Origin of the sequence: Salinicoccus jeotgali, from assembly GCF_039538805.1 — a bacterium.
In the GTDB taxonomy this organism is placed as follows: domain Bacteria; phylum Bacillota; class Bacilli; order Staphylococcales; family Salinicoccaceae; genus Salinicoccus; species Salinicoccus jeotgali.
The window spans coordinates 93,808-120,741 of record NZ_BAABCK010000070.1 but is presented as its reverse complement, the minus strand read 5'-3'; the positions used below and the strand labels follow the sequence as shown (position 1 = coordinate 120,741).

Sequence of the window (26,934 nt, the reverse complement as noted above, 5' to 3'; positions counted from 1 at the left end):
GCCCGTTTTTATTCCGGATTCTAAATCCTAAAACCTCGTCGACCTGATCTCCACTCCTACTATATGAAAATAGTACCACAGGACCTGGCCGGGTCCTGTGGTACTAATCTTAGTATGTTTTTATTGCTTTAAAATTACACCAGCTATATTATTTAGAATAATACATATAGAATGTCTTCAAGAGGATGATTGGCCTAAATATCAGATTCTAAAATGGAGGTGAGGTATATGAACCTTGAAGTGGTACAACTTGATAAATCATTTTCTGGAAAAAAAGCGGTAGAATCAATTACTTTGTCTGTTGAATCTGGAAAAATCCATGGGCTTTTGGGGTCCAATGGCGCAGGTAAGACCACTTTCATGAAGCTGCTCAGCGGCATCTATCGGCCAGACGATGGATGCGTATATTTTAGTGGTGCGCCTATCTATGGGAACACAGAGATAAAGAGCCAAGTCATGTTCATTAGTGATCATCCATATTTTCTTAATGGAAAAACGCTACTTTCAATGGCTGAATTCTATAGGGCAGTGTATCCGAGATGGTCTTCCACGCGCTTTAGTCAGCTCGCACATCATTTCGGGCTTGATCTTCATCAGCCTCTCTCCCAGTTCTCCAAAGGAATGAAGCGGCAGGCTACCTTTGTTCTTGCGTATTCCTCACGTCCCAAAGTGCTGTTATTGGATGAACCTTTTGATGGCCTGGATCCGATCATCAGGCGACAGGTGAAGGATATCATGATGCAGGATATCACAAATCATGGAATGATGGTCATAATCTCGAGTCATAACTTAAGGGAGATGGAGGACATATGCGACTCCATATCGATGATGCACGAAGGGAAACTGCTGTTCCACAGCAACTTGAATGAAGTCAGAGGAACGCACTTCAAGCTACAGATTGCTTTTGATGTATTGCCGACCGAGTCATTTTTTAAAGATGTGGATGTCGTACACCATGAAATCAGGGGACGGGTGGTCACTTGCATCGTTAAAGGCGACAGGTATGATATCGAACGAAAAATTACAAAATATAGACCTTTGATGTATGACATTCTGCCTTTGTCATTAGAAGAGATATTCGCCTATGAAATGGGGGAGAGAGGTTATGCGATCAGCGACATCACTATTGAATAGGACATTGCTCCTTCATTTTACCGGGTCAGTATTCTGGTTATCGATATTATTTCTCATAGGTAACATATTGCTCCAGCCTCTGGCTTTATGGATTGCCTCGATCAATGTCCGGATTAATGATGGATATGTACCCTCCGGTAATCCTTTGGATATGATGGCAGGTATCCAATTGGTTTTCGGAATGGTCTATGTCGTGTTTTTGGCCGCTTTTCTATTCAGTTATAAAAATAAGGAACAGTCAATTGATTTCATGCACGCGCTTCCAATGAAACGGCATTATCTGTTGAGCCATGCACTGCTCTCAGGATTTATCAATATTTTAATACCTATGGTCACTACTTCAATCATTTTGTTCTTTGAGCGGCACTTCCTTGTATTTGACATATCATTCATAGATATCATTACTTGGGGCGCATATTCAGTTTTTGTCCTGATGACTGTATTTTCTGTTTCAGTATTTTGTGGCTTCCTTGTAAATAACATTTTAGTGCATCTGCAATTGATCCTCATCGTCTTCTTCTTGCCTGTTATTTTTTGGACGCTGAATGTAGCCGTTGCAGACGCGCTTTTTGAGGGTGTCGGAATAATGTCATTTACGGGGAATGGCGGGAACCTAATCAGTGGCGTTGTCGATAACACCTTTCCGATATTTGCTATACAGCAGATCTATTCTGGTTTTGTTTTCTGGAAAAGTTTCATGTGGTCACTGTTCGCAGTATTCCTATTCATTGGATCCTATATTTTATACGGAAGGAACCAGAATGAAAAAGTGCATCACACCTTTAATCAAAGTTGGCTTCGTAACATTCTTGTTGCATTCCTATCGATTTCAGGAATGCTATTGGTGGGCTTGATCATTTCAGTTACATTGCCCAATGGGCTACTGGTTTTCATTTTGTCATTTTTGTTCGGCACGGCCTTTGTTTACATCGCGATAGAGATGTCTTTCCAGGGTACCGTCCGGCTTGAACGGAATATAAAATCTATGATTACGACAGCAGCCCTCCTGATTCTTTTTTGGACTGTTTTCATAATAGGCTGGAATCAATATGTTGCATACGTTCCGGAAGAATCAGAAATCGACAGTGTGAGAGTGACAAATTCTTCGAGCAGCAGTTATGGTAGTAATGGAAAGGTAAATGGAGAAATGAATGAAGATTATCTATACATCGACAATGGGGAGGTAATAGCAGAAGCGGTTCAGGCTCATGAAGAAGCAATGGCCGGCCTGGCCCTCAAAGATATATCACAAGGATATGAATGGATTGAAGTCAGCTACAGGATGAAAAATGGCAATTACATCAATAGACGATTTGATGATCTTGAAAGAGAGCCCTACAAGGAAATTTTAGGCAAGGTAAACAGTGGGGAGTATGCCAGGAACAATGATGTCTTTTTTAATGTCGAGGACCCGTCAAAGCTTTTGAGAATCGAGATATCAGCCCCTGGCGGTACTGTGACGGTTGAAGAAGCTTCATCGTTTATAGAAGAGTATCAGAGGGCGATGCTTGGCGTTGATGAGGATATACCTGCAAATATCCCAAACGGCGGGGAGCCTCTGCTGAACGGTGTGGCAGAATTTGAGCAAAGCTACTACAGTGGCCAGGCATCAATCTATAACCCTGTGCTTCAAAAGGCGATAAAAGGGGAAGAGGAATTGGCAGAGTTCCTAGGAGTGGAAGGCAGCGAGGAAATGTACACCATGACGTTGGATGAAGTGGACAGGCAGAAATTCTTCCAGGATTATCAGACGTTGACCCCAAAACAGTTCACCAGTAAATATGAGCTGAAAGTTTTATCTGACAGTCAGATGGCAGAGATAGTGAAAATAGTCGACGAAGGCAAGTTGGACGGCAGAGGTCAGAAGGTACTAATTTACAGTTCTGTGGCTGAAAATTGGCTGGACGCGGAAGAAATTACAATTTCAATGAATCAGGAATTCAATATTCTGGGGATTGAATGATCAATCGTGCTTGTAGAATTTAATCCTTCACATTCTTCCTCTGATTTTTGTATAATTGAGGGAAGGAGATGACCGTGATGAAAACCAAATATCTCGATAAAAGAGGATGGAGACGTCTTCTCCGCTCTGATTATAGAGAAAAGATCATCCATTACGAAGACGAAAAGATATTGGTGGGTCTGCTGGAGATCCATAAAGTTCGCTCCCCCCTGACAGTATCAATATTGGATGAGAGGGTGAAGGTGTGCGACAATCGATACAGTTGGCTGCAGATTCTTCCTGAAAATAGGAAGTATAGCGTAACGGTGATGTATGACGCCCGTGGCAAAGTACTGCAATACTATTTCGATATCAATATCAAGCACATCCTCGAACTCGGCAATGCCAGGCGCAAGGATATTTATCTGGATGTCTTGGCTCTTCCAGATGGCCGTTATGAACTGGTCGACGAGAAGGATATAGCACGTGCCGTAAGAAAGGGGCATATATCAAAAAAGCAATATGATTTTGCATATAAGGCTGCAAACGAAGTAATGGAAGAGATGGACAAGGATTTTGAACAGTTTACCCGGTTGGCCGCACATTGCAAAAAGATGATGAAGTGATAAAAGGCAGGAGGGAAGTGGAGCTTCCCTCCTGCCTTTCTGTTAAGTTGTCGTGAAGCCCCCACCATTGACATGAAGGACCTGTCCCGTCATGTAGCTTGAGTCTTCAGAGGCCAAAAGCACATAGCATGGAGCGAGTTCACTCGGCTGCCCACGTCTGCCCATCGGTGTTTCATGACCGTGCTTTTCGACTTTCTCGGCATCGAAAGTGGCAGGGATGAGTGGAGTGTATATAGGGCCTGGTGCCACACCGTTTACACGGATCCCCTTATCCGCAAGATTGGCTGATAAGGAACGTGTAAGTGATGTGATGGCACCATTTGTTGCAGAGTACTCGATTAGTTCAGGAGAACCTCTATATGCGGTTACACTCGTGGTGTTGACTATGGCATCTCCTTTCTCAAGATGTGGAAGAGCCGCTTGAGCCATGAATATGAAACCATATACATTTGTTTCAAAGGTGCTCTTCAGCTGTTCTTCTGTAATTTCCAGAAAATCTTCAGTCGGGTATTGCACACCTGCATGGTTGACCAGAATATTCAATTTACCAAAATTATCTATTGTAAATTCTACGAGCTCTTTACATTCTGATTTTTTTGTGACGTCAAACGACTTGATTTCACACCTTACACCGTATGACTGCACAACTTCTTTAGTTTCCTCAGCATCCTTGTCCTCATCGAGGTAACCAATGACCAGATCTGCACCTTCTTTAGCATAAGCCACTGCTACGGCACGTCCTATACCGGAATCTCCACCGGTGATGATGGCGACTTTGCCTTTTAGCTTACCGCTGCCTTTATAATAATCAGCGTCGTATATGGGAGCCGGGTCCATGGTATGTTCAGTACCAGGCTGCTCTTCCTGAGTGTATCCTTTTATCTCCTCGTCAATGCGTCCATACTTATTCTTGCTGCTCATGTTATGTCTCCTTCCATAATATTTAATGTAATGTGCATCTACCCGTTATATCCATCACATACACCTTAAAAGCTGATGATTGTAAAATATAGTTTTTATGATAAGATTTTCTTATCAGTGAAAGGGGAAAGAGTAGATGAAGGTCGATGACTATAAACTTCTGGTCACACTGGATGAAACGCGCACCTTGAGGAAGGCTGCTGAAAAACTATTCATATCTCAACCAGCTGTCAGCCAACGGTTGAAAACGATAGAAGATGAGTGGGGCGTCAAAATTTTCATTCGGACCAAAAAAGAGCTTTATATGACTGGAGAGGGCGAAAAGATCATCGAGCATGCGCGCGATGTTACTGAGAAAGAGGCATTGGTGAAAGAATATATCCGAAGTAATGAAAATTCCATCCAAGGCAATTTATCGATAGGAGTATCATCGCTCATAGGGCACACCATCTTGCCTGAAATATTGTCCCAATACTTGAAACTATACCCTAATGTAAATATAAAGATAAAGGTGGGCTCTTCCCAACAGATCATCGATGAACAGAATGACTTCCATATATCGATTGTCAGAGGAAACCGCATTCTAAACAAGCAGAATGAATTGTTGTTCGTCGATAGGCATTACTTGGTCACCCCCAATGGAAATGAAGAGGAAAAGCGGTTACCAATAATAGAATTTCAGGCAGATCCGATATATATCAGTGAAATTGAACGTTTTTTTGAAGAACGCTTCAAAAGGAAATATGAATCACAGATCAAGGTCGACCAGATTGCAACTTGCCGGGCACTTCTCCTTGAGGGCATAGGCATGACGGTGTTGCCCGAAATAGTGTTGAAGGATTTCGATAAAAGTCAATTCAATATCGACGAAGTATTATATGAAGGACGTGCGATAACCCGCGATACCCATATTGCTTTTGATAAGAGTGTCATGGCACTTCCGCAAGTCGAGGCATTTTTGAAATTAGTGCGCACGTTTGTGAATGCAGATTGAGTAGAGTTCAATTAACAACGATAAGTTGATGAGTTTAATGTAAAAGAAAGAAAATTTATATTTTGTGGTACTGCTATGTTATCCAGTCTCTCATGGCAATTGCCATGCCTCATATGGGACAATGGGAGTATCTTTTGCCTTGCCTTTGTTAAAATGAAATTAAAAAAGGAGAGATTCGATGGAAATCGTCTGGTGGCTCATCGTCATTGCATCATTCATATTGGGTTTTCTCGGCCTTGTTTTCCCGGTTATACCCTCTATCTTGATGTTTTGGGCGGGTTTTCTAGTATTCCAATTTGCTATAGACGGAGAAGCGTTATCATGGATGTTCTGGCTTATCATATTCGTACTGACACTTCTGGTGTTGTTCAGTGATTTTATTGCAAACAGTTATTTTGTTAAAAGATATGGGGGAACGAAGCGGGGGGAGTATGCCTCTATAGCCGGGGTCATCATCGGGATGTTCCTCTACCCGCCATTTGGCATCATATTTGTCCCGTTTGTTTTTGTGCTCGTTGTGGAACTTCTTAACTCAAAAGACATCAACCAAGCATTGAAAGCTTCTGTAGGTTCATTGCTCGCTTTTGTATCGAGTGCTGCTTTCAACCTCGTCGTCTATGTGTTGATGCTTGTCTGGTTCCTGCTTGATGCACTTCTATTTTAAAAATATCCCTCCCTTGGCATACACCATTGATATTAAAAAATGATATGATTATAGACGGATGAGAAGAGTGATTTGATGAAACGTATGATGGCAATCATAATGTTGTTCTCCATTGCGGGATGTTCTGGAGAAGATAGTCAGGCTGAAAAAGATCTGGAGGAAGTGAACCAGGAGAATCGGTCGATAGAGAACAAAGTGCAAAATCTAAAGAATGAAAATGCCCAGTTGAAAGAGAATATAGAGGCGAAGCAAGAAGAACTCAATGCGCTTCAGGATTCTGACTCAGAGTCTCAGGCTAAAAGTAAAACAGAGGCTGAGGATACTGATTAAATGCAATTGATTTGGGAATATATACAGTAAATACTTGAGAGCGAGGAGATTTAACATGCATGAGGAGAAGTTCAATATCATTGAAGGCAAGCAGATGACCCTTGAATCCCTGGGACATGAATTGGAACAGATAACAGGTTTATCGGTTCGGGACTTCAAAGGTGATGCATCACGCTCTGTTGCAACTAAACCAAATCATGATCAGGATTTTGAGACATTCAATGTCCGGTATGACTTCAAAGAATCAAATGACTTTGTAGACGTAGTGTTTACAGTCAAGAAGGAAAAATCTTTGGAGGACTACAATCTTGATGAAGCTGAGGTAACGGTACAACTCATCACCTATAAAAGGGAAGATGCGCCACAACAGAATGAGAGTGATAAAATCAGCGAGTAGGCCCAGTGCTTGCTCTTTTTTGGTGATATTGCTTCAGCCGTATAAAGGAGATCAAACGCTTATAATATAGACGGAAAGTGGTTGTGAGAGCGGATGAAATATATAAAAACCAAAAGGCTTATCCTACGAGATTGGCAAGATAGTGACATCCATCCTTTTATAAAAATGAACCAGGACCCAGATGTCAGAAGATACTTCCCCAGTAAATTATCTGAAGAAGACTCGAAAAATTTTGTAAGAGAAGCTCAAAAGGATATAGAGGACAGAGGGTTTGGGCTTTTTGCGATTGAGCGACGCGATAATGGAGCGTTTATCGGCTTTGCTGGTATGCAGGTTCTCGAAGAAAATGGACCGTTCAGATTGGAATTTCTACCTTGCATTGAGATTGGCTGGAGACTTTCAAAAAGAAATTGGAATCAGGGATTTGCAACGGAAGCTGCGCTTGGAGTCCTTAAATTTTCTGAACGACATACAGATATTAAAGAAATTTATGCGTTGGCAGCTCAGAAAAACCGCCCTTCCATAAACGTGATGGAAAAGATTGGTATGAAGAAAATCGGAGAAATTTCTCATCCTTTGGTAGAAGATGGCCATTCGTTGAAACCACATATCGTTTATAAGATGACAATATAAAATCAAAGAGACATCGATGTCGTCATCGATGTCTCTTTGATTCATATGATCTGATTTCAACAGGTTCGAAATCATCAAAACCTTTCAATATTTCATCTATGTCTTCTGAAATGAACAGTTGGGTTAAATACTTTTCTTGCAGGAACTCCTCGGCAATCAAGTTTTCAAAAAGGTTGACGATCGAGTCGAAGAATTGATTGATATCAAGGATACCAATAGGTTTTTTATGCAATCCTATCTGACCCCATGTGAACATTTCGAAAAACTCTTCCAAAGTCCCTACTCCACCGGGGAGGGTAATGATCGCATCACCCATTTCTTCCATCAATGCTTTCCTCTCATGCATTGACTTCACAACACTCATATGTTGAACATCAGGGTGGGCCATTTCCCTATTGACGAGAAATTCTGGGATTACGCCCTTGACGGTCCCCCCTTTTGACAACGAACCATCAGCAAGAGCCCCCATGAGTCCGACAGCACCGCCCCCATACACGATGGTGATGTCGCGTTCAGCCAATGCTGCTCCCAGTTCGAATGCTTTTTCTTTGTAAAGATTGCCTTTACCTTGGCTTGCGCCGCAAAAAACCGTCACGCTATTTACCTTCAAACTGTGCCACCTGCCTTTTCATGTCTCGTGGAGGGTAAGAATAATTATTTATATTGTTTCCTACGTTGTTTTTCTATTTTCTTCTCAAGCTTCATCTGTTTCTTTGATTTTGTCATTGAACTGGGTTCACCAGTTCTGCGTCCTGTTTCAGACACCTTTTCTTCCTGCATGGTACGGTGGCGATTAAAGAGGGAATCTTGATTGTCCGCTGAGGATGAAGATTTTGAGATTGCGTGTTTTGGGTCCAGTATATTTTTATGCTTTGTGAAGAGTGGGCCATTTTCGTAATTTTCCTCTTCATGTCCTTTGACATTCTTCTCGATGTAGTGGTTCATATTTTGATTCATGTTGTCTAATCTCTCCTGTCCTTCATTATTGGATGGTACTTCCTGTAGATTGTCATCCTCTCTCAATGACGATCGGTCAGAATTACCACCGTCTTCTGTAGAGTATACATCATCCTGGTCATCTTCATCAGCAATCAATCGATTTGATGCGCGATTATCTTCGTATGCCAATGCAACTCCATAGTTATCAGGATTGGATTTCATATCGGTTTTTATTTCAGGGGCTACAGGATCTTCTTCCCCGGAATCGTATGATAAACCATCGTTGTTTTCATTTTGGGACTGCATTATTTTAGGGACTTCGGACTTTTGGATTTCTTTCAAACGGGATTTGCGGTGTTTTTCTTTATCCTTTTGGAAACGGGATTCCAAGGCTTCTGCTTCTTTCAGACTGTCTTCATACTGCTTCATTTCTTTGGTGTATAAGCGTTCGCTTCGTTTTTCTTCTATTGCCCCGGAAACTTTTGATAATGCTGTCCTGCCAGTCGTATATGTCGTGGCCCCAGCATTTTTTACCGTATCCAATGCATTGGCGCTTTTATCCTTTGCAGTATGATAAGCATGAGAAGATTTCTCCTCGAGTTTTTGTACGTCAGGATGCTGCTTAATCCGTTTTCTTTCATTTAGGAGAGGGACGAGGATAAGCGGCAGGAGCGTTACTGCCTTTTTCACATTTTCATTCATTAGATTCAACCTCCATGGTCTTCATATATGATGATTATAATATACCCTAGCCGATGTTTCATTAAACTGCTGGAGAAATCGTTTAGATGCTGTGCTTTAAAGGTATGGTTACAATAAAATAGGGAGGAATGCAGGTTGAAAAATATAACAGAACAGATGACAATAGGCGAGATTGTGACAGAAGTTCCAAAAGCCGGCGACATGATGCGCAAACTGAGAGTCGATTTTGCCAATGAGGGTGGACGGACATTGCAGAGCATAGGAGAGGCACAGCAATTGCCACTTGAAAACCTTTTATATGAAATAAATCAATTCGATACTGAAAATATGGATGGCATTGATGTGAAGTATATGGACGAAGAGAGTCTCATCAAATATATTCAACGGAAGTATCATGAAGACTTGAAAGATGAGCTACCGGTATTGGAAGAATATGTTGAAAAAATGGTCAAAGAAGATCGTGCCCTTGAGGAAGTGGAAACTGTTTTCCTTAATTTGAAGACTGCGCTCCTCGACCATACGAAGGATGAAGACGACAATGTATTTCCGATGCTTAAAGAATTCATGGAGACACCATCAGCCGAGTTGAAAGAGGCTTTAAAACCTCATTTGACAGAACTCGAAGATGAACATCGGAACGCGGTAGAGGCTTTTTGGCGGGTGAGGGATCTGACGAATGATTTCACGCCAGAAGAAGGCGACTCCGGGATTATACGCTTTGTGTATCAGCGGATGGAAAAACTGGAAAAAGATACATTGGACCATGTTCACCTGGAAAATAACATCTTGTTCAAGAATGTTAGAGAAAAACATTACGGCTGATTCGATAAAGCCCCCTGGCCTAAAAGGCCAGGGGGCTTTTTGAACCTATCATTTCCTCGTGTTTGTCTATTGTATAGCCATCTCGTATTCGACTGAGGGGTATGACCATCCTCAATTTCAATTTGATACAGTTCAAAAGAACCAAAAGTAGGAAATTCCCTAATATCTTTATAGGCACTTTAGCCAGATAATATAGATATATTAATCAAATAGCAGAAATTTTGATGGGAGTGGCACAGATGGATGGTTTGTTTGGACTTAAGTTTTTCAAGCCTACTGAGAAGTTCAATGGTAACTGGTCGATTCTGGAAGAAAAAAGTCGCGAATGGGAAAAGATGTATAGACAACGATGGAGTCACGACAAAGTGGTCAGGACAACACACGGCGTAAACTGTACAGGATCCTGTTCCTGGAAGGTGTTCGTCAAAAATGGAATTATAACTTGGGAGAATCAGCAGACGGATTACCCTTCATGCGGGCCCGACATGCCGGAATATGAACCAAGAGGATGTCCTCGTGGCGCTTCGTTCTCATGGTATGAGTATAGTCCGATGCGCATAAAATTTCCTTACATGAGAGGGAAGCTATGGCGTCTCTGGCGGACGGCATTGGAAGAACAACAAGACCCAGTGAAAGCGTGGGCAAGTATTGTCGAAGATGAAGAGAAGGCGAAATCCTATAAGCAAGCAAGGGGGATGGGCGGTCATGTGAGGGTCAACTGGAAAGACGCCACGCAGCTCATAGCAGCGCAGCTCATATACACAATCAAGACATATGGACCGGATCGCATTGCAGGATTCACTCCGATTCCCGCCATGAGCATGCTCAGTTATGCTTCGGGTTCAAGGTTCATTTCCTTGATTGGAGGAGAGATGCTCAGTTTCTATGACTGGTACGCCGACCTTCCGAATGCTTCTCCGCAGATCTGGGGGGACCAGACTGATGTACCCGAATCTGCAGATTGGTATAACTCCAATTATTTGATGATGTGGGGTTCAAATGTTCCGCTGACACGTACGCCGGACGCACACTTTATGACTGAAGTCCGATATAAAGGGACTAAAATCGTATCTGTGGCTCCGGACTATGCAGAGAATGTCAAATTCGCCGATAATTGGCTGGCACCAAATCCAGGAACGGATGCGGCACTTGCACAAGGGATGACGCATGTCATTCTTGATGAATTCTATCATGAACGAAAAGAACCAATGTTCATCGATTATGCCAAACGTTTTACAGACATGCCATTCCTCATCCTGTTGGATGAATTCGAGGATACTTTAAAAGCCGGCCGGTTCTTACGAGAGAGTGATATTGGTCTTGAGTCAGAGCATGCCGAATGGAAACCGGTCATACTGGACGGCAATACCGGCGAAATGATCGCTCCAAACGGTACGATGGGTCAAAGGTGGGAAGAAGGCAAAAAATGGAACCTGAAACTCGAAAGGGATGATGGAGCCCCGATTGATCCGATGATGACAGTTGAAGGTTCGGACTCGGAAGTAATTGAGATTGTATATCCATATTTTGATAATGCCGGAAATGGTACTTTCACCCGTCCTATCGCAGCACGAAAAGTGACCCTGGCAGACGGCACAGAGCGCTATGCAGCAACCATATACGACCTTATGCTGAGCCAGTATGGCGTCAACCGCTTCGGCACTGAACACGAAGCAAAAGGGTATGATGATGCATCTTCCATCTACTCCCCAGCGTGGCAGGAGAAAGTGACGGGAATCAAGCAATCACTGGTTATACAGATTGCCCGTGAATTTGCACAAAATGCTGTGGATACGGATGGACGCTCCATGATTATCATGGGAGCAGGCATCAACCACTGGTTCAATTCAGATACAATATATAGAGCCATTCTGAACCTGGTCATCCTATGTGGTTGCCAAGGTAAAAATGGTGGTGGCTGGGCCCATTATGTCGGCCAAGAAAAAGTAAGGCCACTTGAAGGATGGGGTCAGGTAGCATTTGCAAAAGACTGGGGTGGGCCATCACGCCAGCAGAATGCAACGAGCTGGTTCTATTTCGCAACTGAACAATGGCGTTATGAAGAAGCTGGGGCGGATACACTCCAGTCCCCTACTGCTGAAACAATCAGCTATAAGCATCCGGCTGACTATAACGTACTTGCAGCGCGTCTTGGTTGGCTGCCGAGTTATCCGCAATTTGATAAGAATAGCCTCGACTTTGCTAAAGAGGCAGCAGCGGCGGGTGATGATTCTGATGAAGCAATCATCAATATGGCAGTAGAGCAATTGAAGAACAAAGAAACGAGATTTGCGATAGAAGATCCGGGCGCCAAGGAAAATCATCCGAAAACATTGTTCGTCTGGCGTTCAAACCTTATCTCTTCTTCAGCAAAAGGTCAGGAATATTTCATGAAGCACCTTCTAGGTACAAAAAGTGGACTGCTTGCTTCTCCAAATGATGAATTCATGCCTGAGGAAATTGAATGGCGAGATGATGTGGAAGGTAAGCTGGATTTGATGGTTGCCCTGGATTTCAGGATGACAGCAACACCAATCTATGCAGATATTATACTGCCGGCCGCCACATGGTATGAGAAACATGACATCTCAAGTACCGATATGCACCCATTTGTGCATCCATTCAATCCAGCTGTAGATCCACTGTGGGAATCAAAGTCTGATTGGAATATCTTCAAAGATATAGCGCGGGGCTTTACAACGATGGCAGAGGAACAACTGCCGGGTAAACATAGGGACCTTGTCACAATGCCTCTTGCACATGACACCCAACAGGAAATTGCACAGCCTCTCGGCCATATTAAAGACTGGTCGAAGGGTGAGATAGAAGCGATACCGGGCAAAACCATGCCGGCCATGAAGGTTGTAGAGCGTGACTTCACGCAAGTATACGATAAGTTCATTACTGCAGGTCCTGGATTTAAGAACAAGATAGGAGCGCATGGCGTTTCGTTTGACGTCAGCAAGCAGTATGAAGAATTGAAATCGATGAACGGTGTCTATACAGACGGTTCCATAAAAGATGGTTATCCGCTGATGGATACTGCAAGACGTGCTGCTGATGTAGTACTTCATGTTTCCTCCTGTGCAAATGGGGAGGTTTCCGAAAAATCTTATGAAGACCTGGAGAATCAGACTGGAGTCCAATTGCGCGATATTTCAGCAGACCGTAAAAATGAGAAGATTACATTCAAAAACATCACATCACAACCTCGTGAAGTGATTCCGACGGCAATTTTCCCTGGATCCAATAAACAGGGCAGACGCTATAATCCTTTCACCACCAATATCGAACGACTGGTGCCTTTCCGTACTTTGACTGGTCGCCAATCATTCTATATCGATCATGATATGTTCCTGCAGTTTGGGGAAGCCCTGCCTGTCTACAAACCAACATTGCCCCCGATGGTATTCGGTACACGTGACAAAAAGGTTAAAGGCGGCGTAGACAGTCTGGTGTTGAGGTACTTGACACCACACGGCAAATGGAATATCCACTCAACCTATCAGGACAATCTGCATATGCTGACCCTCTTCAGGGGTGGGCCTACTGTGTGGATATCAAGGCTTGATGCAGAGGATCACGACATCAATGATAACGAATGGCTGGAAGTCTATAACCGTAACGGAGTGGTTGCGGCACGGGCAGTCGTTTCACACAGAATGCCAAAAGGTACGATGTTCATGTATCATGCGCAGGATAAACATATAGAAGTACCAGGATCGGAAATTACGGATACACGAGGCGGCAGTCATAATGCCCCTACGAGAATACACATGAAGCCGACACAGATGGCAGGAGGGTACGCCCAGATCAGTTATGGCTTCAACTATTACGGCCCTATCGGAAACCAAAGGGATGAATATGTAGCAGTAAGAAAAATGAAGGAGGTCGACTGGCTTGAAGATTAAAGCACAGATTGCAATGGTGATGAACCTTGATAAATGTATTGGCTGCCACACATGCAGTGTGACCTGTAAGAGTACTTGGACGAATCGTCCAGGCGCTGAATATATGTGGTTCAATAACGTTGAGACTAAACCCGGAATCGGTTATCCGAAACGTTGGGAGGATCAGGAGCATTACAAAGGTGGCTGGAAACTCAAGAATGGCCGTCTGGAACTTAAAAGTGGTACGAAACTCTCCAAGATTGCCCTTGGTAAAATATTCTACAATCCTGACATGCCCGAAATGAAGGAGTATTACGAGCCATGGACTTATAACTATAAAGACCTGATTACTAAAGAAGAAAGTGAGCATAGTCCTGTAGCTAAAGCCCATTCAGTCATCTCAGGAGAAAAGATGGATCCTGAATGGGGACCGAACTGGGAGGATGATCTGGCAGGCGGACACATTACCGGTCCGAGAGATCCGAACATCGAAAAAATTGAAGAGGAAATCAAATTCAATTTCGAACAGACATTCATGATGTACCTTCCGAGGTTATGTGAACACTGTCTGAACCCAAGCTGTGTGGCAAGCTGTCCTTCAGGTGCAATGTATAAGCGTGACGAAGATGGCATTGTTCTGGTTGACCAGGATGCATGCCGCGGATGGCGCTACTGTATGACTGGTTGTCCTTATAAGAAGGTATACTTCAACTGGAAGACAAATAAAGCAGAGAAATGTACATTCTGTTTCCCACGTGTTGAAGCAGGGTTGCCTACAGTCTGTTCCGAAACTTGCACAGGCAGAATGCGTTATTTGGGAGTTCTGTTGTATGACGCAGATCGCGTACTCGAAGCTGCAACTACGGAAAATGAGAAGGACCTCTACGAAGCACAACTTGACCTGTTCCTGGATCCTAACGACCCGGAAGTGATCGAGCAGGCTGAGAAAGATGGTATCTCTTACGATTGGATTGAAGCGGCGCAGAATTCTCCTGTATATAAACTTGCGGTTGAATATAAACTGGCGTTTCCGCTTCATCCAGAGTACCGCACAATGCCTATGGTATGGTATTGCCCACCACTCAGCCCAATCATGAACTATTTTGAAGGTAAGGATTCCATAAAAAATCCAGATGCAATCTTCCCAGCTATTGATGAAATGAGGATTCCAGTCCAATACTTGGCCAATATGCTGACAGCAGGTGACACTGAAGCAATAAAAGGTGCACTGCAGAAGATGGCGATGATGAGACAATATATGCGTGCCATCTCAAGCGGGAAAGACTTCGATGAATCAAGGCTCGAGCGCGTTGGAATGACTGCTACGGAAACTAAAATGATGTATCGCCTGCTGGCTATTGCGAAATATGAGGATCGTTTCGTCATCCCGACTTCACATCGGGAACAATATACGGACCCATACCGCGCTCAAGGCAGCAGTGGCTTCGGCTTTGGAGGTTCGGATTGCGATGGATGTGGTCCATCATTGTCCCAGGCTTCAATGGCGAAATCAGGTAGAGAAGTTTATGAAGAAAACTTCTACGGGGGAATCTGGCGTGATTAATCTAGAGAAACTATATGATTACAAACAGGCATTCGGCTTTTTCGCCACTCAGCTTACGTACCCGGAAAAACTTGACTTTCATCCAAGGGAATTCGAGGGGGCTTTCACGGAAAGCCACCCTGCCTACCCTTTCATCAAGCAATACTGGGATGATATGTATGAAATCAGTTTGGACGAAATACAACAAGTCTACACACAGACATTCGACTTCGATAAGCATACGAATCTATATATGACCTACTTCAAGTTCGAGGAGCAGAAAGAACGGGGTCAGATGCTTGCGAAACTTAAAGTATTGTATGAAATGTTCGGGTTGAAAATGCCGGACAATGAATTGAGTGATTACCTGCCATTGATGCTCGAATTTCTTTATGCTGCTGATTGGCGTGGAGATGATCGGGCAAAAGAAAGCATGACACTGCTCATCATGGTGCTTGAAGATGGTACATACCACCTGATTCAAGCCCTTGAAAAAAACAAGAGTCCATATTTCAACCTGATAAAAGGACTCAGGGAAACGTTCAAGGCATGTGTAGAAGTGTCTGAGAAAGAGGGCGTAGAACATGATTGATCAGTTCCTTTGGGTTATTCTGCCTTATCTCTGCATCGCAATTTTTATAGTGGGACATATATGGAGGTACAAAATCGACCAGTTCGGCTGGACGGCCAAATCCAGTGAGTTCATCGAAAAGAAATATCTGATGATCGGAAGTATACTTTTTCACTTTTCTGTTATTCCGGTATTCTTTGGTCATGTTGTAGGACTGTTGGTGCCTGCACGGTGGTTGGAAGGAATCGGGGTAACTAACCACCTATATCATCTCGGTGCATTATATGTCGGCGGTTTTTTCGGCATCGTTATGCTGATAGGCATGTTTTTGCTGACACTGCGCCGTGTTACCAATAAATCTGTGCGCCGACTCAGTTCGGCGTCAGATATCCTTGTGAATTTCCTGCTGGTTTTCATTACATTCATGGGAGTATATGCTACTCTTGTAACGAACAATATAGTTGTAGATTTTGACTACAGGCAGACCATCTCCATCTGGCTGAGGGGATTATTCGTATTCTCTCCTGATGCCAACCTGATGACTGATGTACCATTGGCGTTCAAGATACATGTCATTACCGGCTTTCTGATCTTCGCCTTGTGGCCGGCCACGCGGTTGGTCCATGCATGGAGCTTGCCATTCTTATATTTCAACAGAAGCTATATTGTTTACCGCAAGCATAAGTCTTAAAAAAAGACCTCCTTGGGATGGAGTGGGGATATGGATAAGATGGAAAAAATTCTTACTGATATAAAAGAGAAATACCTATTTGATACAGTGGCATTGACGGATGTTGAATGCAACCGCTGCCACAGCATAAAATGGAAATACAATATTGGGAGTACAAATGACCGTTGGAGAAAGATCGAACTCAGAAGCGGCAAAGGCATCCCGGGCATCGTAATGAAAACAGGAAAATCATTGGTTGTTGATGCAATCGAGCGTATAGAGATGGATAGCGACGTTTTCCAGTATCCAATGATCAAAATAGAACGGCTGAAAAGTTTTATTGCAATGCCTCTGTGGAACGATACCGAAGAAGTTATCGGTATCGTTTTATTGGGTAATAGACAAGTAAGGTATTTTCCTCAAAAGGAATACGAGGAGATAAAGGAATATATAGAGAAGCATCTCAGGCAACAAATTTTGAAAGAGTTGGTAGCTAATGAAGGAAGCTAATCTGATCGGTCTACTTGAAGCAATGTTTCACCAGTCTAAAGAAATGATCCTTTTCGTCAATGGAGATGGCGAAATCGTCTATATGAATGCTCATGCATCGCGCACATTGGACGATACAGATTATGATAAATCGCAATTTCAGCATATCTGCTCACATTGTCAAGGCATGTATGTGGGAGAAGGACGTATAGAATGCAACAACTGTTATCTGCATATGGACGAAAAGGTGACATTCCAGGTGTATATGCGTACCAGGGATGGGAGTATAGAACCATTCATCGCCAACTTTCAGCGCATAGATCCAGAAGAAGGCATCAGTGTGTTTACTTTGAATCCATTATCTGAACAACTTAAAACACAAGAGATGGAACATCAAAAACGATTGACACAACGCATCATCCAAGCCCAGGAAGATGAAAGAAAACGGATTTCGAGGGACTTGCATGATGGGGTGACCCAAGAACTTCTTAATGTATTGCTTGAGATGAGATTGTTCAAATATATCGAGGACCATGATGCATTAACTGAGAAGATGCAGAAATCGGAAGAGTTTTTAAGTCGCCTATTGGATTATGTCAGAAACATCTCTGTAGAACTACGACCTGCAAGTCTCGATGACCTTGGACTGGAAGCTGCGCTTAAAACCCATTTCAAATGGGTGGAGAGACAGTACGGCATGACTGTAGAGTGCCACTTGGATATGCACAATAAGCGCTTCAACCCTGAAGTGGAGACAGTCGTCTACAGGATTATCCAGGAAGCGATTTTCAATGCAGCGAAGTACGCAGATGTAGAGACCGTGGAAGTCGATTTGCACGAGATTGAGGATATCTCAGGCCACTCCCTCAATTTTGAAATACGTGACGGAGGACTCGGGTTTGATCTGAATAGCCATCCACTGGGTACAGGACTCGGCCTTTTTGGCATGAATGAACGTGTAAGTAGCGTTAACGGCAACGTGACCATAGACAGCGCCCCAGGTAATGGCACGACAGTATCAGGTTCGATCCCTTTATAAGGAGGCGTTGGAATGAATATAGTCATAGCAGACGATCATGCAGTAGTCCGCACAGGCTTCAGTATGCTGATCGATTACCAGCCAGATATGAAAGTGATCGGGACGGCTGCAGACGGCAGGCAGGCATTTGATAAAGTAAATGAGCTTAGACCGGATGTTCTCCTGTTGGATTTGAGTATGCCACCGGGAGAGTCCGGTCTTTTTGCAGCCAGTCGTATTACAGAAGCTTTTCCAGAAATCAAAGTATTGATTTTGACCATGTATGATGATGAGGAATATATCACCCATACTTTCAAAAGTGGCGCACATGGTTATATATTGAAGAATTCACCAGACGACGAATTGATTTCAGCAATCAGGACAATTTACAACGGTAAACGGTACATTGATCCAGTGCTGATGGATGAAGATATGGAACGGCTGCTGAAAAATGATCAGTATCCGGAGCATTCGAATGAACCATTCAACATCCTGACAAAAAGGGAGTTGGAAATCCTACCACTAATCGCCAAAGGGTATGGAAACAAAGATATTGCAGGCATGCTTTTTGTTTCCGTCAAAACGATTGAGGCACATAAATCAAGAATCATGGAGAAACTGGAATTGACATCACGTCCGGAACTTGTTGAGTATGCAATGAAGAAAAAACTCATGGATTTTTAAATGGAGGGGAATGGAGTGGCACAGGAAGCGTTTCAGTTTAAAGTGAAAGCATTGAGAGTGCTGGAAAACGAGCATCGTTATCTGAAGTATTTGATGGATGACTGGTTTCAATTGGTGCTGAAGTTTGAACATGATGATGTTAAAAGCAGGTTGGAGGGGCTGATGGTCATCAAAGATCTCAGGCAGAAATTGAATGAATTCGAAAAACCTTTGAAGCGACATCAGGAGAAGGAAGAAAGATTCTTCTTTCCGATGCTTGGTGCATACATCGGGTTGGAGCAGGGACCGATCATGTCGATTGAAGAAGAGCATGCAGAGATAGATTCATATATCGCCCACTTCTTTCATCACTCCATGCATGATATGAACGAAATGTCCCTTGAGAGCATGAATGAAATGGTGAAAGACGTCATGGAAGCTTATGAAGTGCTGATGGTACATATGGTGAAAGAGGAATCGGTCCTTTTTGAAATGGCAGATAAAATGTTGAAAACAGTTGACGAAGAAGTGCTGTTTGAACAAGTGAATACACTCATCACTGAGCCGGCGTGAGGTTCCGCCGGTAAATATAGGGTTTTCCCTTCTTAACTATATTGAGGTTTTTGAATTATACTATGTATGTATAATAAATCACAATATAAAATAAAAGAGGTTGATTCCTATGAATGAGAAAATGGGTAAAAAGCAGCTGATTCTCCACACATTCAGTCTACTTGCCGGATTCATGGTGTGGACATTGCTTGCACCGCTCTTCCCTGAAATCGTCGAAGATATCCCGGAAGCGGCCGCGCAGCAATCTTTGATTGTTGCCCTACCGGTGATTCTAGGTTCCGTCCTGCGCATACCATTCGGCATACTGGCCAATAAGATCGGAGCGCGCCTAGTGTTCCTGTTCAGCTTCATTTTCCTTTTGGTTCCAGTCTTCTATCTGAGTATCGCTACTACACCGATGGACCTTATGATAGCAGCGGTGTTCCTCGGAGTCGGTGGAGCGATTTTCAGTGTGGGTGTTACGAGTCTTCCAAAGTATTATCCGAAAGAAAAGCATGGGTTTGTCAATGGTGTATATGCCATGGGTAATATCGGTACTGCCGTGACAAGCTTCGGGGCACCATTACTGGCCCTCGCATTTGGTGGCTGGCAGGCAGCTGTCCAGACATATCTTGTAGTATTGGCGCTATTTGCCATTCTGCAGTTCATATTGGGCGACAGAAACGAAAAGAAAGTAAGTCTGCCTCTCGGCAAGCAATTCAAGGAAGTCATGCGCGACTATAAGTTCTATTTCTTCAACTTATGGTACTTCATTACATTTGGTGCTTTCGTCGCTTTCGGACTCTTCTTACCGGCATTTCTGACGGATGAAGCATTGTTTGGACTGACGACCTTGGATGCTGGTGTCAGAACCGCAGTCTTCATTATAATTGCGACGGTTCTTAGACCAATAGGTGGCCTGATCGGTGATAGGTTCAATGCGCTGCATTCTTTGATCATTGTATTTATCGGCTTGACCGTTTCAGGACTACTCCTTGCCTTCACATATAATTTCATCTTCTTGTTTACCCTGGGAAGTTTGCTTGCAGCGGTATGCGCGGGGATTGGAAATGGACTTGTCTTCAAGTTCGTGCCGACATACTTCTCTAAACAGGCGGGTATCAGTAATGGAATCGTTGCAATGATGGGTGGCCTGGGTGGCTTTTTCCCGCCGATTGTAATTGATCAGGCACACAATTTGACTGGTAGCTATGCAATTGGATTCATCCTGCTGTCAGTCTTCTGCATCATCAGTCTGTTTACAATGTTCTACATGAATAGTAACCTTAAGAAAAATGAACTTGCATAAGAGGGATGATATGGAACGATATTCGAGGCAGATGCTTTTTAATAGAATAGGGGCAGAAGGCCAGCGCCTGATCGGCTCACGTACGGCCCTCATCATTGGGGCCGGGGCGCTCGGTTCCCTTTCCAGTGAACTGCTTGCACGGGCAGGTATCGGCAAGCTGATCATGATTGACCGTGACTATGTCGAACACTCCAATCTTCAGCGCCAAACCCTTTTTACCGAACAGGATGCAGATGATAAGAAACCGAAAGTAATTGCTGCGAAAGAACGCCTACAATCAATCCGTCCAGACCTCGAGGTAGATGCACATATCGCGCATTGCGATGGCCCGCTATTGACGGAGCTCGCCATGGAGGCAGATATCCTGTTGGACGGGACAGATAACTTTGATACGCGCCTGCTGATCAATGACGTTGCATATAAATCGTCGAAGCCTTGGGTCTATGCAGCTTGTGTAGAAGCCTCTTACAGCAGCTGTGGTTTTGTGCCCCGCGCCACACCATGCTACCGCTGTCTGGTGCCGGTGCTGCCGAGTACCACATTGACGTGTGACACTGCCGGTATCATCGCGCCTGCAGTACAGATGGCAGTGGCCGAACAGGTCACGACTGCAATTAAAATGCTTACAGACCAATATGAAGCGCCTTATTACTTACGGATCGGTAACGTCTGGGATATGGAACATATGAAATACAAGGTTGACGCAATGAAAGACTCAGATTGTAGGACATGTGGGTATGCCCCTGTCTATCCGGCACTTGAAGAAGAGGATACGGATAATGCCATGCGGCTATGCGGCCGTGATACCGTCCAGGTGATTGACGGTCGGCTGACTGAAGAAGTTGTAAACCATACATTGACTCGGCTGGATATGAAAGTAAACCGCACGCCGTACTTCCAGGAGTTCCACTATAGTGGACAAAGGTTCGTCTGCTTCAATAATGGACGCATCCTAATCCATGGCCTGGATGATATGAATCGCGCGAAGACCCTTATCAACCAATTGTTCGGATAGGAGGAGCATTATGAGTCTAGTGGGGGAGATAGATCGCGAAATCCGTATGGGCATCATAACGGTCAGCGATACACGCACTAAGGAAAGTGATAAAGGCGGACGCCTTGTCATGGATTACGTCTCAGGAATGAATGTGGAAATCAAGCCGGAGTGGTACAGCATCGTCAAAGATGACCAGCAAGAGATTGTGGATGCGGTGCACGAGCTTTTGGATAACGGCGTCGATGCCATCATAACCACGGGGGGGACGGGCATAGCGCCTAGAGATGTTACCATCGAAGCAGTGCGCCCCCTTTTTGATAAGGAGATAGAAGGATTCGGAGAAATTTTCCGTATGCTTAGCTTTACGGAGGATATCGGGTCACGAAGTATACTCTCAAGGGCTGTAGCCGGAAGCATCGGCAACGCAGTGCTGCTCTCATTGCCGGGATCGACAGGCGCAGTCAGATTGGCGATGGAACGGTTGATTGTCCCCGAATTAAACCATATCGTCCACGAATTGAACAAATAAAAGCGTGCCGTATGGCACGCTTTACTTGTCTATATGGTAATCCCCGGACTTCCCGCCAGTCTTCGAGATGAGGGCGGTTTCGCGGATGATCATTCCCTTATCGATGGCCTTGCACATATCGTAGACGGTCAGGGCAGCTGCACTTGCTGCTGTCAGTGCCTCCATTTCGACACCGGTGCGGCCGGAAGTCTTAACTGTTGCTTCAATATGAAGTGCGTAGCCATCAGATAAATCCCAAGTGAAGGAAATATCTATGCCGGACAGCGGAAGCGGATGGCACATCGGTATGATCTGATGTGTGTTCTTTGCAGCCATGATGCCGGAAACTTGTGCCACAGAAAGCACGTCACCTTTTTCGACAGTCTTTCCTGTGATGGCTTCATGTATTTCTTTAGAAACAATAAGCGTACTTTTGGCGAGCGCTGTACGAGTCGTTACCTCTTTATCGGATACATCGACCATCCGGGCTCTGCCTTCCTGGTTGAAATGAGTGAATTTCGACAATTTAAACTTCCTTTCTAGTATAATGAGTATAACAGAATTCATAATATGAAAGTAGGGATGATATGAATTTGAACCGTAAGCCGATCCCTGTACTGGAGGCAGTGGATCGTGCCGTTGCTGAAGTAACGCCTCTTAAGAGTGAAGCGGTTCCCTATAGGGAAGCATATGGGCGCATTTTAGCGGAGGATCTGAAGGCAACCATGGCGGTGCCCCATTTTGACAAATCCGCGATGGATGGGTTTGCGATACGTTCAAAAGACTCAATAGGGGCTTCAGGTGATGATAGAATCGAGTTCACTGTGGCAGAAGAAGTGCCAGCAGGCTCGACAAGTGACTATATACTTAAAGAAAATGAGGCTTTCCGTATAATGACCGGAGCGCCTGTACCGGCAAGTGCTGACGCAGTTGTCATGTTTGAACAGGCGAAGATGGGTGATGGGACTTTTACGGTAAGGAAAGCGTTTAATCCAGGCGAAAATATTGCGATAAAAGGCGAGGAGTGTCAACCAGGCGAAGTGATCGTCCCTCGGGGCACGTTCATCAATCCTGGTACTGTAGCGACTTTGGCGACATTCGGCTATGAAAACGTAGAGGTCTACAGACAACCTGTCGTCGGCATTTTGGCTACAGGGAGTGAATTGATAGAAATAGACCAGCCACTCAGTCCAGGTAAGATAAGAAATTCAAATGGCCCAATGATCTTGAGCCAACTGAAGCGGATGAACATCACCGGGAAGATGTATGCATTGGAAGCGGACGATTTTGACACACTTCTCGAACGCGTTGAAGATATGTTGGATGAAGTGGATGCCATAATCACAACGGGTGGCGTTTCCGTAGGCGATTACGATTTCCTGCCCAAACTGTATGAGGCCCTTGGCGCTGAGGAACTCTTCAATAAAGTAGGTATGCGTCCGGGGAGTGTCACAACAGTAAGCATGTTGGGAACAGTTCCACTCTTCGGGTTGAGCGGCAACCCTTCGGCATGCTACACAGGATTTGAACTGTTTGCGAGGCCGGCACTGCTTAAGATGATGGGGCACGATAAAATCTATGCACCTGTAGTAGATGGTGTACTTGACGGTGACTTTAGAAAAGCCAACCCGTTCACACGTTTCGTCAGGGCAGAGATTGACTATCGAGCTGGAGGCATATACGCAAGACCGGCTGGATTCAATAAGTCGAATGCGGTCACGTCCATTGCGAGAAGCAATGGCATCATCGTTTTACCGGGTGGTTCAAGAGGGTATCAAAAAGGGGACCCCGTCAAGGTGATGATGACTGATATGACTACTGGGGCCAGGCAGTTCAATCTATGAAGATTCTGCAGATAACCGGTTTCAAGAACACCGGAAAGACCACCCTGATATTGAAACTTGTAAAGCGGCTGAAACAGCAGCAGCGGAAAGTTGCAGTCATAAAGCACCATCATCTGCAAGAAGAAGCTGGAAGCACCGATACGGAGAGATTTTTGCTTGAAGGTGCCGATACGACGATATTGAATACCCCGTCCATAACCATTGAGACAAGGAGACATCCCGATCTGACCGAACAATTGGCAGAATTTGAAGGTGCAATGGATGTCGTATTGATAGAAGGATACAAACAGGAAGCGTATCCTAAAATAGTACTGACCTATTCCTTCTCCGATGGACACACTAATGTCAGTGAAATAGGGATTCGGAATATTTTAATGGAAGCGGATATGAGGTATGATGAGGCTAAGGTTATGCAATGGTTTGACGAATGGAGTTCTGGAATATGAAGCAATATGAAATAGTGGATACACCAATAGATATCAACAAGTACCATAGTTATACGGTCAATGAAGTGCAAGGGGCTGTATGCATGTTTACAGGTCACGTGCGCGAGTGGACAAAAGGGACCAGAACTGTCCACTTGGAGTATGAAGCCTATAAACCTATGGCGGAGAGTAAAATGGCCCAAATCGGGGATGAGATTGCACAGCGTTGGCCTGGAGTCATTACAACGATCGCCCATCGGGTGGGCAAGCTTGAAATATCAGATATTGCTGTCGTCATAGTAACAAGTGCCCCACATCGGAAAGATAGTTATCAAGCCAATGAATATGCGATAGAACGGATTAAGGAAGTTGTTCCGATCTGGAAAAAAGAAGTATGGGAAGACGGTGAAGAATGGATGGGGCATCAGCGTCAGTACCATTCAAGTGTGGAGGAGGAATAATGATGGATATCATGGTGTTCGCAGGGCTGAAGGAGAAGATTGGGGATACCCGCATCACGTTGGACATCAAAAATGAACCTACGGTCAAAGAGTTGAAAGAAACGGTATATAGGCAATATCCCGCGCTCGAAGGGGATGTTTTCCAAGTGGCCTGCAACGAATCATTCGTTAAGGATACGCACATACTTTCAAAAACGGATGAGGTTGCTCTGATTCCACCAGTGAGTGGAGGATGACAGACACTATAGGCATAGTTATGGCAGGGGGGAACTCCACCCGTTTTGGCGAAGATAAGCCTTTCTTTGAAGTAGACGGCAAACCGATGTATCGGCATATAGTAGATGCGATGGCGCAATCCGGCGTGTGCGATGATATCATGGTCAGCACTAATTCAAGATTAAGTGGCCGATTTCGTGATATGCCGGTAAAAGTGGATGTGGAAAGGTTCAAGGATAAGGGGCCGCTTGCTGGCATATATACATTTGCCGATGCTTATCCGGATAAGCGGTTGCTCATCATTTCATGTGACACGCCCTACATCAGTCCCGAGTGGATCAGGACGCTGCATGAAGTTGCTCTTGATGACCAGTCAATCGTTGTGACACGCGCTGGAGACAGGCTACACCCACTTGTTGGCATCTATCAGGGGGACGGTCTCGCTTCAGACATTGAAGAATTGTTGACGACAGACCGAAGAAGCATGAAAGCACTATTCGCAGAAAGAAAGACAATCGAAGTGAACAGTACACTTTATAACATTGATGTAGCAGATTTCTTGAACATCAATAGAAAAGCGGACCTTCACTGAGGAGGGGTACGATGGTGGGAAGCATAACGGATAAATTTGGCAGACCGATTCGGGATCTGAGGATATCAGTGACTGATCGTTGCAATTTCCGATGCAGATATTGCATGCCGAAAGAGATTTTCGGGGATGATTTCGAGTTTATGAAGAAAGATGAGCTTTTGTCTTTTGAAGAAATTGAACGCATTGCAAAAATATACGCGTCCCTGGGCGTCAAAAAATTGAGGATCACCGGCGGGGAACCGCTTCTTAGACGGGACCTCGATGTATTGATAAAAAGACTTAACGATATAGAAGGTATTGAAGATATAGGTATGACCACAAATGGTCTATTGTTGAAGAAACATGGCAAGAAACTTTATGAAGCAGGCCTCAGGAGACTCAATATCAGCCTTGATGCGATGGATGACGAATTGTTTGGACAGATCAACGATCGCGGCATCGGCACTTCAAGGATAATCGAGCAGATTGAATATGCAATCTCACTTGGATTTAAGATTAAAATCAATATGGTTGTGCAAAAAGGCTTGAATGACCATGAGATCCTGCCAATGGCCCGCTTCTTCAAAACTATGCCTGTAACGTTGAGATTCATAGAATTTATGGATGTCGGTAACGATAATGGGTGGAATTTTGACAAAGTGGTCACCAAAAAAGAAATACTGGAAATTCTTGAGAATGAATTTGATATTGAACCTTTGGAACCGGCATACTATGGGGAAGTGGCAAAAGTCTATCGTCATAATGACGCAGATTCGCACCTTGGTTTCATCACCAGCGTGTCTGAAAGCTTCTGTTCGACATGCACCCGTGCCAGACTATCCTCAGATGGAAAGTTCTATGGCTGCCTTTTTGCGGTAGAAGGTTTTGATGTCAAAAAGCATCTTAGAGAAGGTGTATCCGACCGGGAATTGGAAGAGATATTGACTGGGGTATGGAACAAGCGGGATGACCGCTACTCAGATCTCAGAACGGAAATTACTGCAGAAAACCGCCGGAAGCGCAATAAGATCAATATGAGCTATATAGGTGGCTGACAAAGAACGTGAAGTGTGACTTCACGTTCTTTGTCGATGGAAAGGATA

The 26,934-nt window shown here is 44.2% G+C and carries 30 protein-coding genes; 26 read left to right on the top strand and 4 right to left on the bottom strand.

The genetic code is table 11. The annotated features are described in order from the left end of the window. Positions 1 to 228 precede the first annotated feature (228 nt). The 3 genes from ABD734_RS12010 (at position 229) to ABD734_RS12000 (ending at position 3,702) form a co-directional block, all read left to right on the top strand. Complete coding sequence (locus ABD734_RS12010) at positions 229 to 1,134, top strand: ABC transporter ATP-binding protein (protein WP_344704651.1); 906 nt, start codon at positions 229 to 231, stop codon at positions 1,132 to 1,134. Beyond that, positions 1,106 to 3,097 carry a hypothetical protein gene (locus ABD734_RS12005; protein ID WP_344704649.1) on the top strand — a complete coding sequence of 664 codons (1,992 nt, stop codon included), beginning with the start codon at positions 1,106 to 1,108 and terminating at the stop codon, positions 3,095 to 3,097. The genes ABD734_RS12010 and ABD734_RS12005 overlap by 29 nt, the downstream gene beginning before the upstream one ends. Before the next feature lie 77 nt (positions 3,098 to 3,174). Then, the gene (locus ABD734_RS12000; RefSeq protein WP_344704647.1) at positions 3,175 to 3,702 is read left to right on the top strand and encodes a ribonuclease FAU-1 family protein; all 528 of its coding nucleotides are present in this window, start codon (positions 3,175 to 3,177) and stop codon (positions 3,700 to 3,702) included. A 42-nt stretch (positions 3,703 to 3,744) separates the two neighbouring features. On the opposite strand, the gene ABD734_RS11995 is transcribed toward ABD734_RS12000, so the two are convergent. After that, positions 3,745 to 4,623 (bottom strand): SDR family oxidoreductase, encoded by an 879-nt coding sequence (locus ABD734_RS11995; RefSeq protein ID WP_344704645.1) that lies wholly within the window; start codon positions 4,621 to 4,623, stop codon positions 3,745 to 3,747. A gap of 136 nt (positions 4,624 to 4,759) precedes the next feature. On the opposite strand from ABD734_RS11995, the gene ABD734_RS11990 reads away from it, so the two are divergent. The 5 genes from ABD734_RS11990 (at position 4,760) to ABD734_RS11970 (ending at position 7,641) form a co-directional block, all read left to right on the top strand. Then, complete coding sequence (locus ABD734_RS11990) at positions 4,760 to 5,617, top strand: LysR family transcriptional regulator (RefSeq protein ID WP_344704643.1); 858 nt, start codon at positions 4,760 to 4,762, stop codon at positions 5,615 to 5,617. 178 nt (positions 5,618 to 5,795) lie between these two features. Then, positions 5,796 to 6,281, top strand: coding sequence for a DUF456 domain-containing protein (locus ABD734_RS11985; protein WP_344704641.1), 486 nt, complete (start codon positions 5,796 to 5,798; stop codon positions 6,279 to 6,281). 75 nt (positions 6,282 to 6,356) lie between these two features. Further along, entirely contained in the window at positions 6,357 to 6,611 is a 255-nt protein-coding gene (locus ABD734_RS11980; protein ID WP_344704639.1) for a hypothetical protein, read from the top strand. 55 nt (positions 6,612 to 6,666) lie between these two features. Beyond that, positions 6,667 to 7,008: a hypothetical protein gene (locus tag ABD734_RS11975; protein WP_344704637.1), complete on the top strand. Its 342-nt coding sequence runs from the start codon at positions 6,667 to 6,669 to the stop codon at positions 7,006 to 7,008. Positions 7,009 to 7,101: 93 nt separating this feature from the next. Next, positions 7,102 to 7,641, top strand: a complete 540-nt coding sequence (locus tag ABD734_RS11970; protein WP_344704635.1) for a GNAT family N-acetyltransferase — start codon at positions 7,102 to 7,104, stop codon at positions 7,639 to 7,641. Positions 7,642 to 7,663: 22 nt separating this feature from the next. On the opposite strand, the gene ABD734_RS11965 is transcribed toward ABD734_RS11970, so the two are convergent. Continuing rightward, positions 7,664 to 8,251 carry an LOG family protein gene (locus ABD734_RS11965; protein ID WP_344704633.1) on the bottom strand — a complete coding sequence of 196 codons (588 nt, stop codon included), beginning with the start codon at positions 8,249 to 8,251 and terminating at the stop codon, positions 7,664 to 7,666. 44 nt (positions 8,252 to 8,295) lie between these two features. Continuing rightward, on the bottom strand, positions 8,296 to 9,282 hold the full coding sequence (locus ABD734_RS11960; protein ID WP_344704631.1) for a hypothetical protein: 987 nt from the start codon (positions 9,280 to 9,282) through the stop codon (positions 8,296 to 8,298). Positions 9,283 to 9,417: 135 nt separating this feature from the next. Between ABD734_RS11960 and ABD734_RS11955 the strand changes: the two genes are divergently transcribed. From ABD734_RS11955 to ABD734_RS11900, 12 genes are all read left to right on the top strand, one after another. Next, a complete protein-coding gene (locus tag ABD734_RS11955; protein ID WP_344704629.1) occupies positions 9,418 to 10,104 on the top strand; it encodes a hemerythrin domain-containing protein in 687 nt (228 codons plus the stop codon). Positions 10,105 to 10,343: 239 nt separating this feature from the next. Then, positions 10,344 to 14,015, top strand: a complete 3,672-nt coding sequence (locus ABD734_RS11950) for a nitrate reductase subunit alpha (protein ID WP_344704627.1) — start codon at positions 10,344 to 10,346, stop codon at positions 14,013 to 14,015. Beyond that, positions 14,005 to 15,558: a nitrate reductase subunit beta gene (gene narH, locus ABD734_RS11945; protein ID WP_344704625.1), complete on the top strand. Its 1,554-nt coding sequence runs from the start codon at positions 14,005 to 14,007 to the stop codon at positions 15,556 to 15,558. The genes ABD734_RS11950 and narH overlap by 11 nt, the downstream gene beginning before the upstream one ends. Then, entirely contained in the window at positions 15,551 to 16,129 is a 579-nt protein-coding gene (gene narJ / locus ABD734_RS11940; RefSeq protein WP_344704623.1) for a nitrate reductase molybdenum cofactor assembly chaperone, read from the top strand. The genes narH and narJ overlap by 8 nt, the downstream gene beginning before the upstream one ends. Further along, positions 16,122 to 16,799 carry a respiratory nitrate reductase subunit gamma gene (gene narI, locus ABD734_RS11935; protein ID WP_344704621.1) on the top strand — a complete coding sequence of 226 codons (678 nt, stop codon included), beginning with the start codon at positions 16,122 to 16,124 and terminating at the stop codon, positions 16,797 to 16,799. Before narJ ends, narI begins: the two co-directional genes overlap by 8 nt. Positions 16,800 to 16,829: 30 nt before the next feature. After that, positions 16,830 to 17,288 (top strand): GAF domain-containing protein, encoded by a 459-nt coding sequence (locus ABD734_RS11930; protein WP_344704618.1) that lies wholly within the window; start codon positions 16,830 to 16,832, stop codon positions 17,286 to 17,288. Further along, a complete protein-coding gene (locus tag ABD734_RS11925) occupies positions 17,275 to 18,306 on the top strand; it encodes a sensor histidine kinase (protein ID WP_344704616.1) in 1,032 nt (343 codons plus the stop codon). Before ABD734_RS11930 ends, ABD734_RS11925 begins: the two co-directional genes overlap by 14 nt. Positions 18,307 to 18,318: 12 nt before the next feature. Beyond that, positions 18,319 to 18,969 carry a response regulator gene (locus tag ABD734_RS11920; RefSeq protein WP_344704614.1) on the top strand — a complete coding sequence of 217 codons (651 nt, stop codon included), beginning with the start codon at positions 18,319 to 18,321 and terminating at the stop codon, positions 18,967 to 18,969. 15 nt (positions 18,970 to 18,984) lie between these two features. After that, a complete protein-coding gene (locus ABD734_RS11915) occupies positions 18,985 to 19,521 on the top strand; it encodes a hemerythrin domain-containing protein (protein WP_344704612.1) in 537 nt (178 codons plus the stop codon). A gap of 109 nt (positions 19,522 to 19,630) precedes the next feature. Beyond that, positions 19,631 to 20,809, top strand: a complete 1,179-nt coding sequence (locus tag ABD734_RS11910; protein ID WP_344704610.1) for a nitrate/nitrite transporter — start codon at positions 19,631 to 19,633, stop codon at positions 20,807 to 20,809. Positions 20,810 to 20,819: 10 nt separating this feature from the next. After that, a complete protein-coding gene (locus ABD734_RS11905; protein ID WP_344704608.1) occupies positions 20,820 to 21,824 on the top strand; it encodes a ThiF family adenylyltransferase in 1,005 nt (334 codons plus the stop codon). A 10-nt stretch (positions 21,825 to 21,834) separates the two neighbouring features. After that, positions 21,835 to 22,335 carry a MogA/MoaB family molybdenum cofactor biosynthesis protein gene (locus tag ABD734_RS11900; protein WP_344704606.1) on the top strand — a complete coding sequence of 167 codons (501 nt, stop codon included), beginning with the start codon at positions 21,835 to 21,837 and terminating at the stop codon, positions 22,333 to 22,335. Positions 22,336 to 22,356: 21 nt separating this feature from the next. Here ABD734_RS11900 and moaC read toward each other — a convergent pair whose 3' ends face one another. Then, entirely contained in the window at positions 22,357 to 22,839 is a 483-nt protein-coding gene (moaC, locus tag ABD734_RS11895; protein WP_344704604.1) for a cyclic pyranopterin monophosphate synthase MoaC, read from the bottom strand. Positions 22,840 to 22,901: 62 nt separating this feature from the next. Here moaC and ABD734_RS11890 point away from each other — a divergent pair, with 62 nt between their 5' ends. The 6 genes from ABD734_RS11890 to moaA are packed head-to-tail and all read left to right on the top strand — an operon-like array spanning position 22,902 to position 26,886. After that, complete coding sequence (locus tag ABD734_RS11890; RefSeq protein ID WP_344704602.1) at positions 22,902 to 24,158, top strand: molybdopterin molybdotransferase MoeA; 1,257 nt, start codon at positions 22,902 to 22,904, stop codon at positions 24,156 to 24,158. Next, positions 24,155 to 24,604 carry a molybdopterin-guanine dinucleotide biosynthesis protein B gene (gene mobB, locus ABD734_RS11885; RefSeq protein ID WP_344704601.1) on the top strand — a complete coding sequence of 150 codons (450 nt, stop codon included), beginning with the start codon at positions 24,155 to 24,157 and terminating at the stop codon, positions 24,602 to 24,604. The genes ABD734_RS11890 and mobB overlap by 4 nt, the downstream gene beginning before the upstream one ends. Continuing rightward, a complete protein-coding gene (locus ABD734_RS11880; protein ID WP_344704600.1) occupies positions 24,601 to 25,044 on the top strand; it encodes a molybdenum cofactor biosynthesis protein MoaE in 444 nt (147 codons plus the stop codon). The genes mobB and ABD734_RS11880 overlap by 4 nt, the downstream gene beginning before the upstream one ends. After that, complete coding sequence (gene moaD / locus ABD734_RS11875; RefSeq protein WP_344704598.1) at positions 25,044 to 25,280, top strand: molybdopterin converting factor subunit 1; 237 nt, start codon at positions 25,044 to 25,046, stop codon at positions 25,278 to 25,280. The genes ABD734_RS11880 and moaD overlap by 1 nt, the downstream gene beginning before the upstream one ends. Continuing rightward, the gene (gene mobA, locus ABD734_RS11870; RefSeq protein ID WP_344704596.1) at positions 25,277 to 25,852 is read left to right on the top strand and encodes a molybdenum cofactor guanylyltransferase; all 576 of its coding nucleotides are present in this window, start codon (positions 25,277 to 25,279) and stop codon (positions 25,850 to 25,852) included. Before moaD ends, mobA begins: the two co-directional genes overlap by 4 nt. A gap of 11 nt (positions 25,853 to 25,863) precedes the next feature. Next, complete coding sequence (moaA, locus tag ABD734_RS11865; RefSeq protein ID WP_344704594.1) at positions 25,864 to 26,886, top strand: GTP 3',8-cyclase MoaA; 1,023 nt, start codon at positions 25,864 to 25,866, stop codon at positions 26,884 to 26,886. The last annotated feature ends 48 nt before the right edge of the window (positions 26,887 to 26,934 follow it).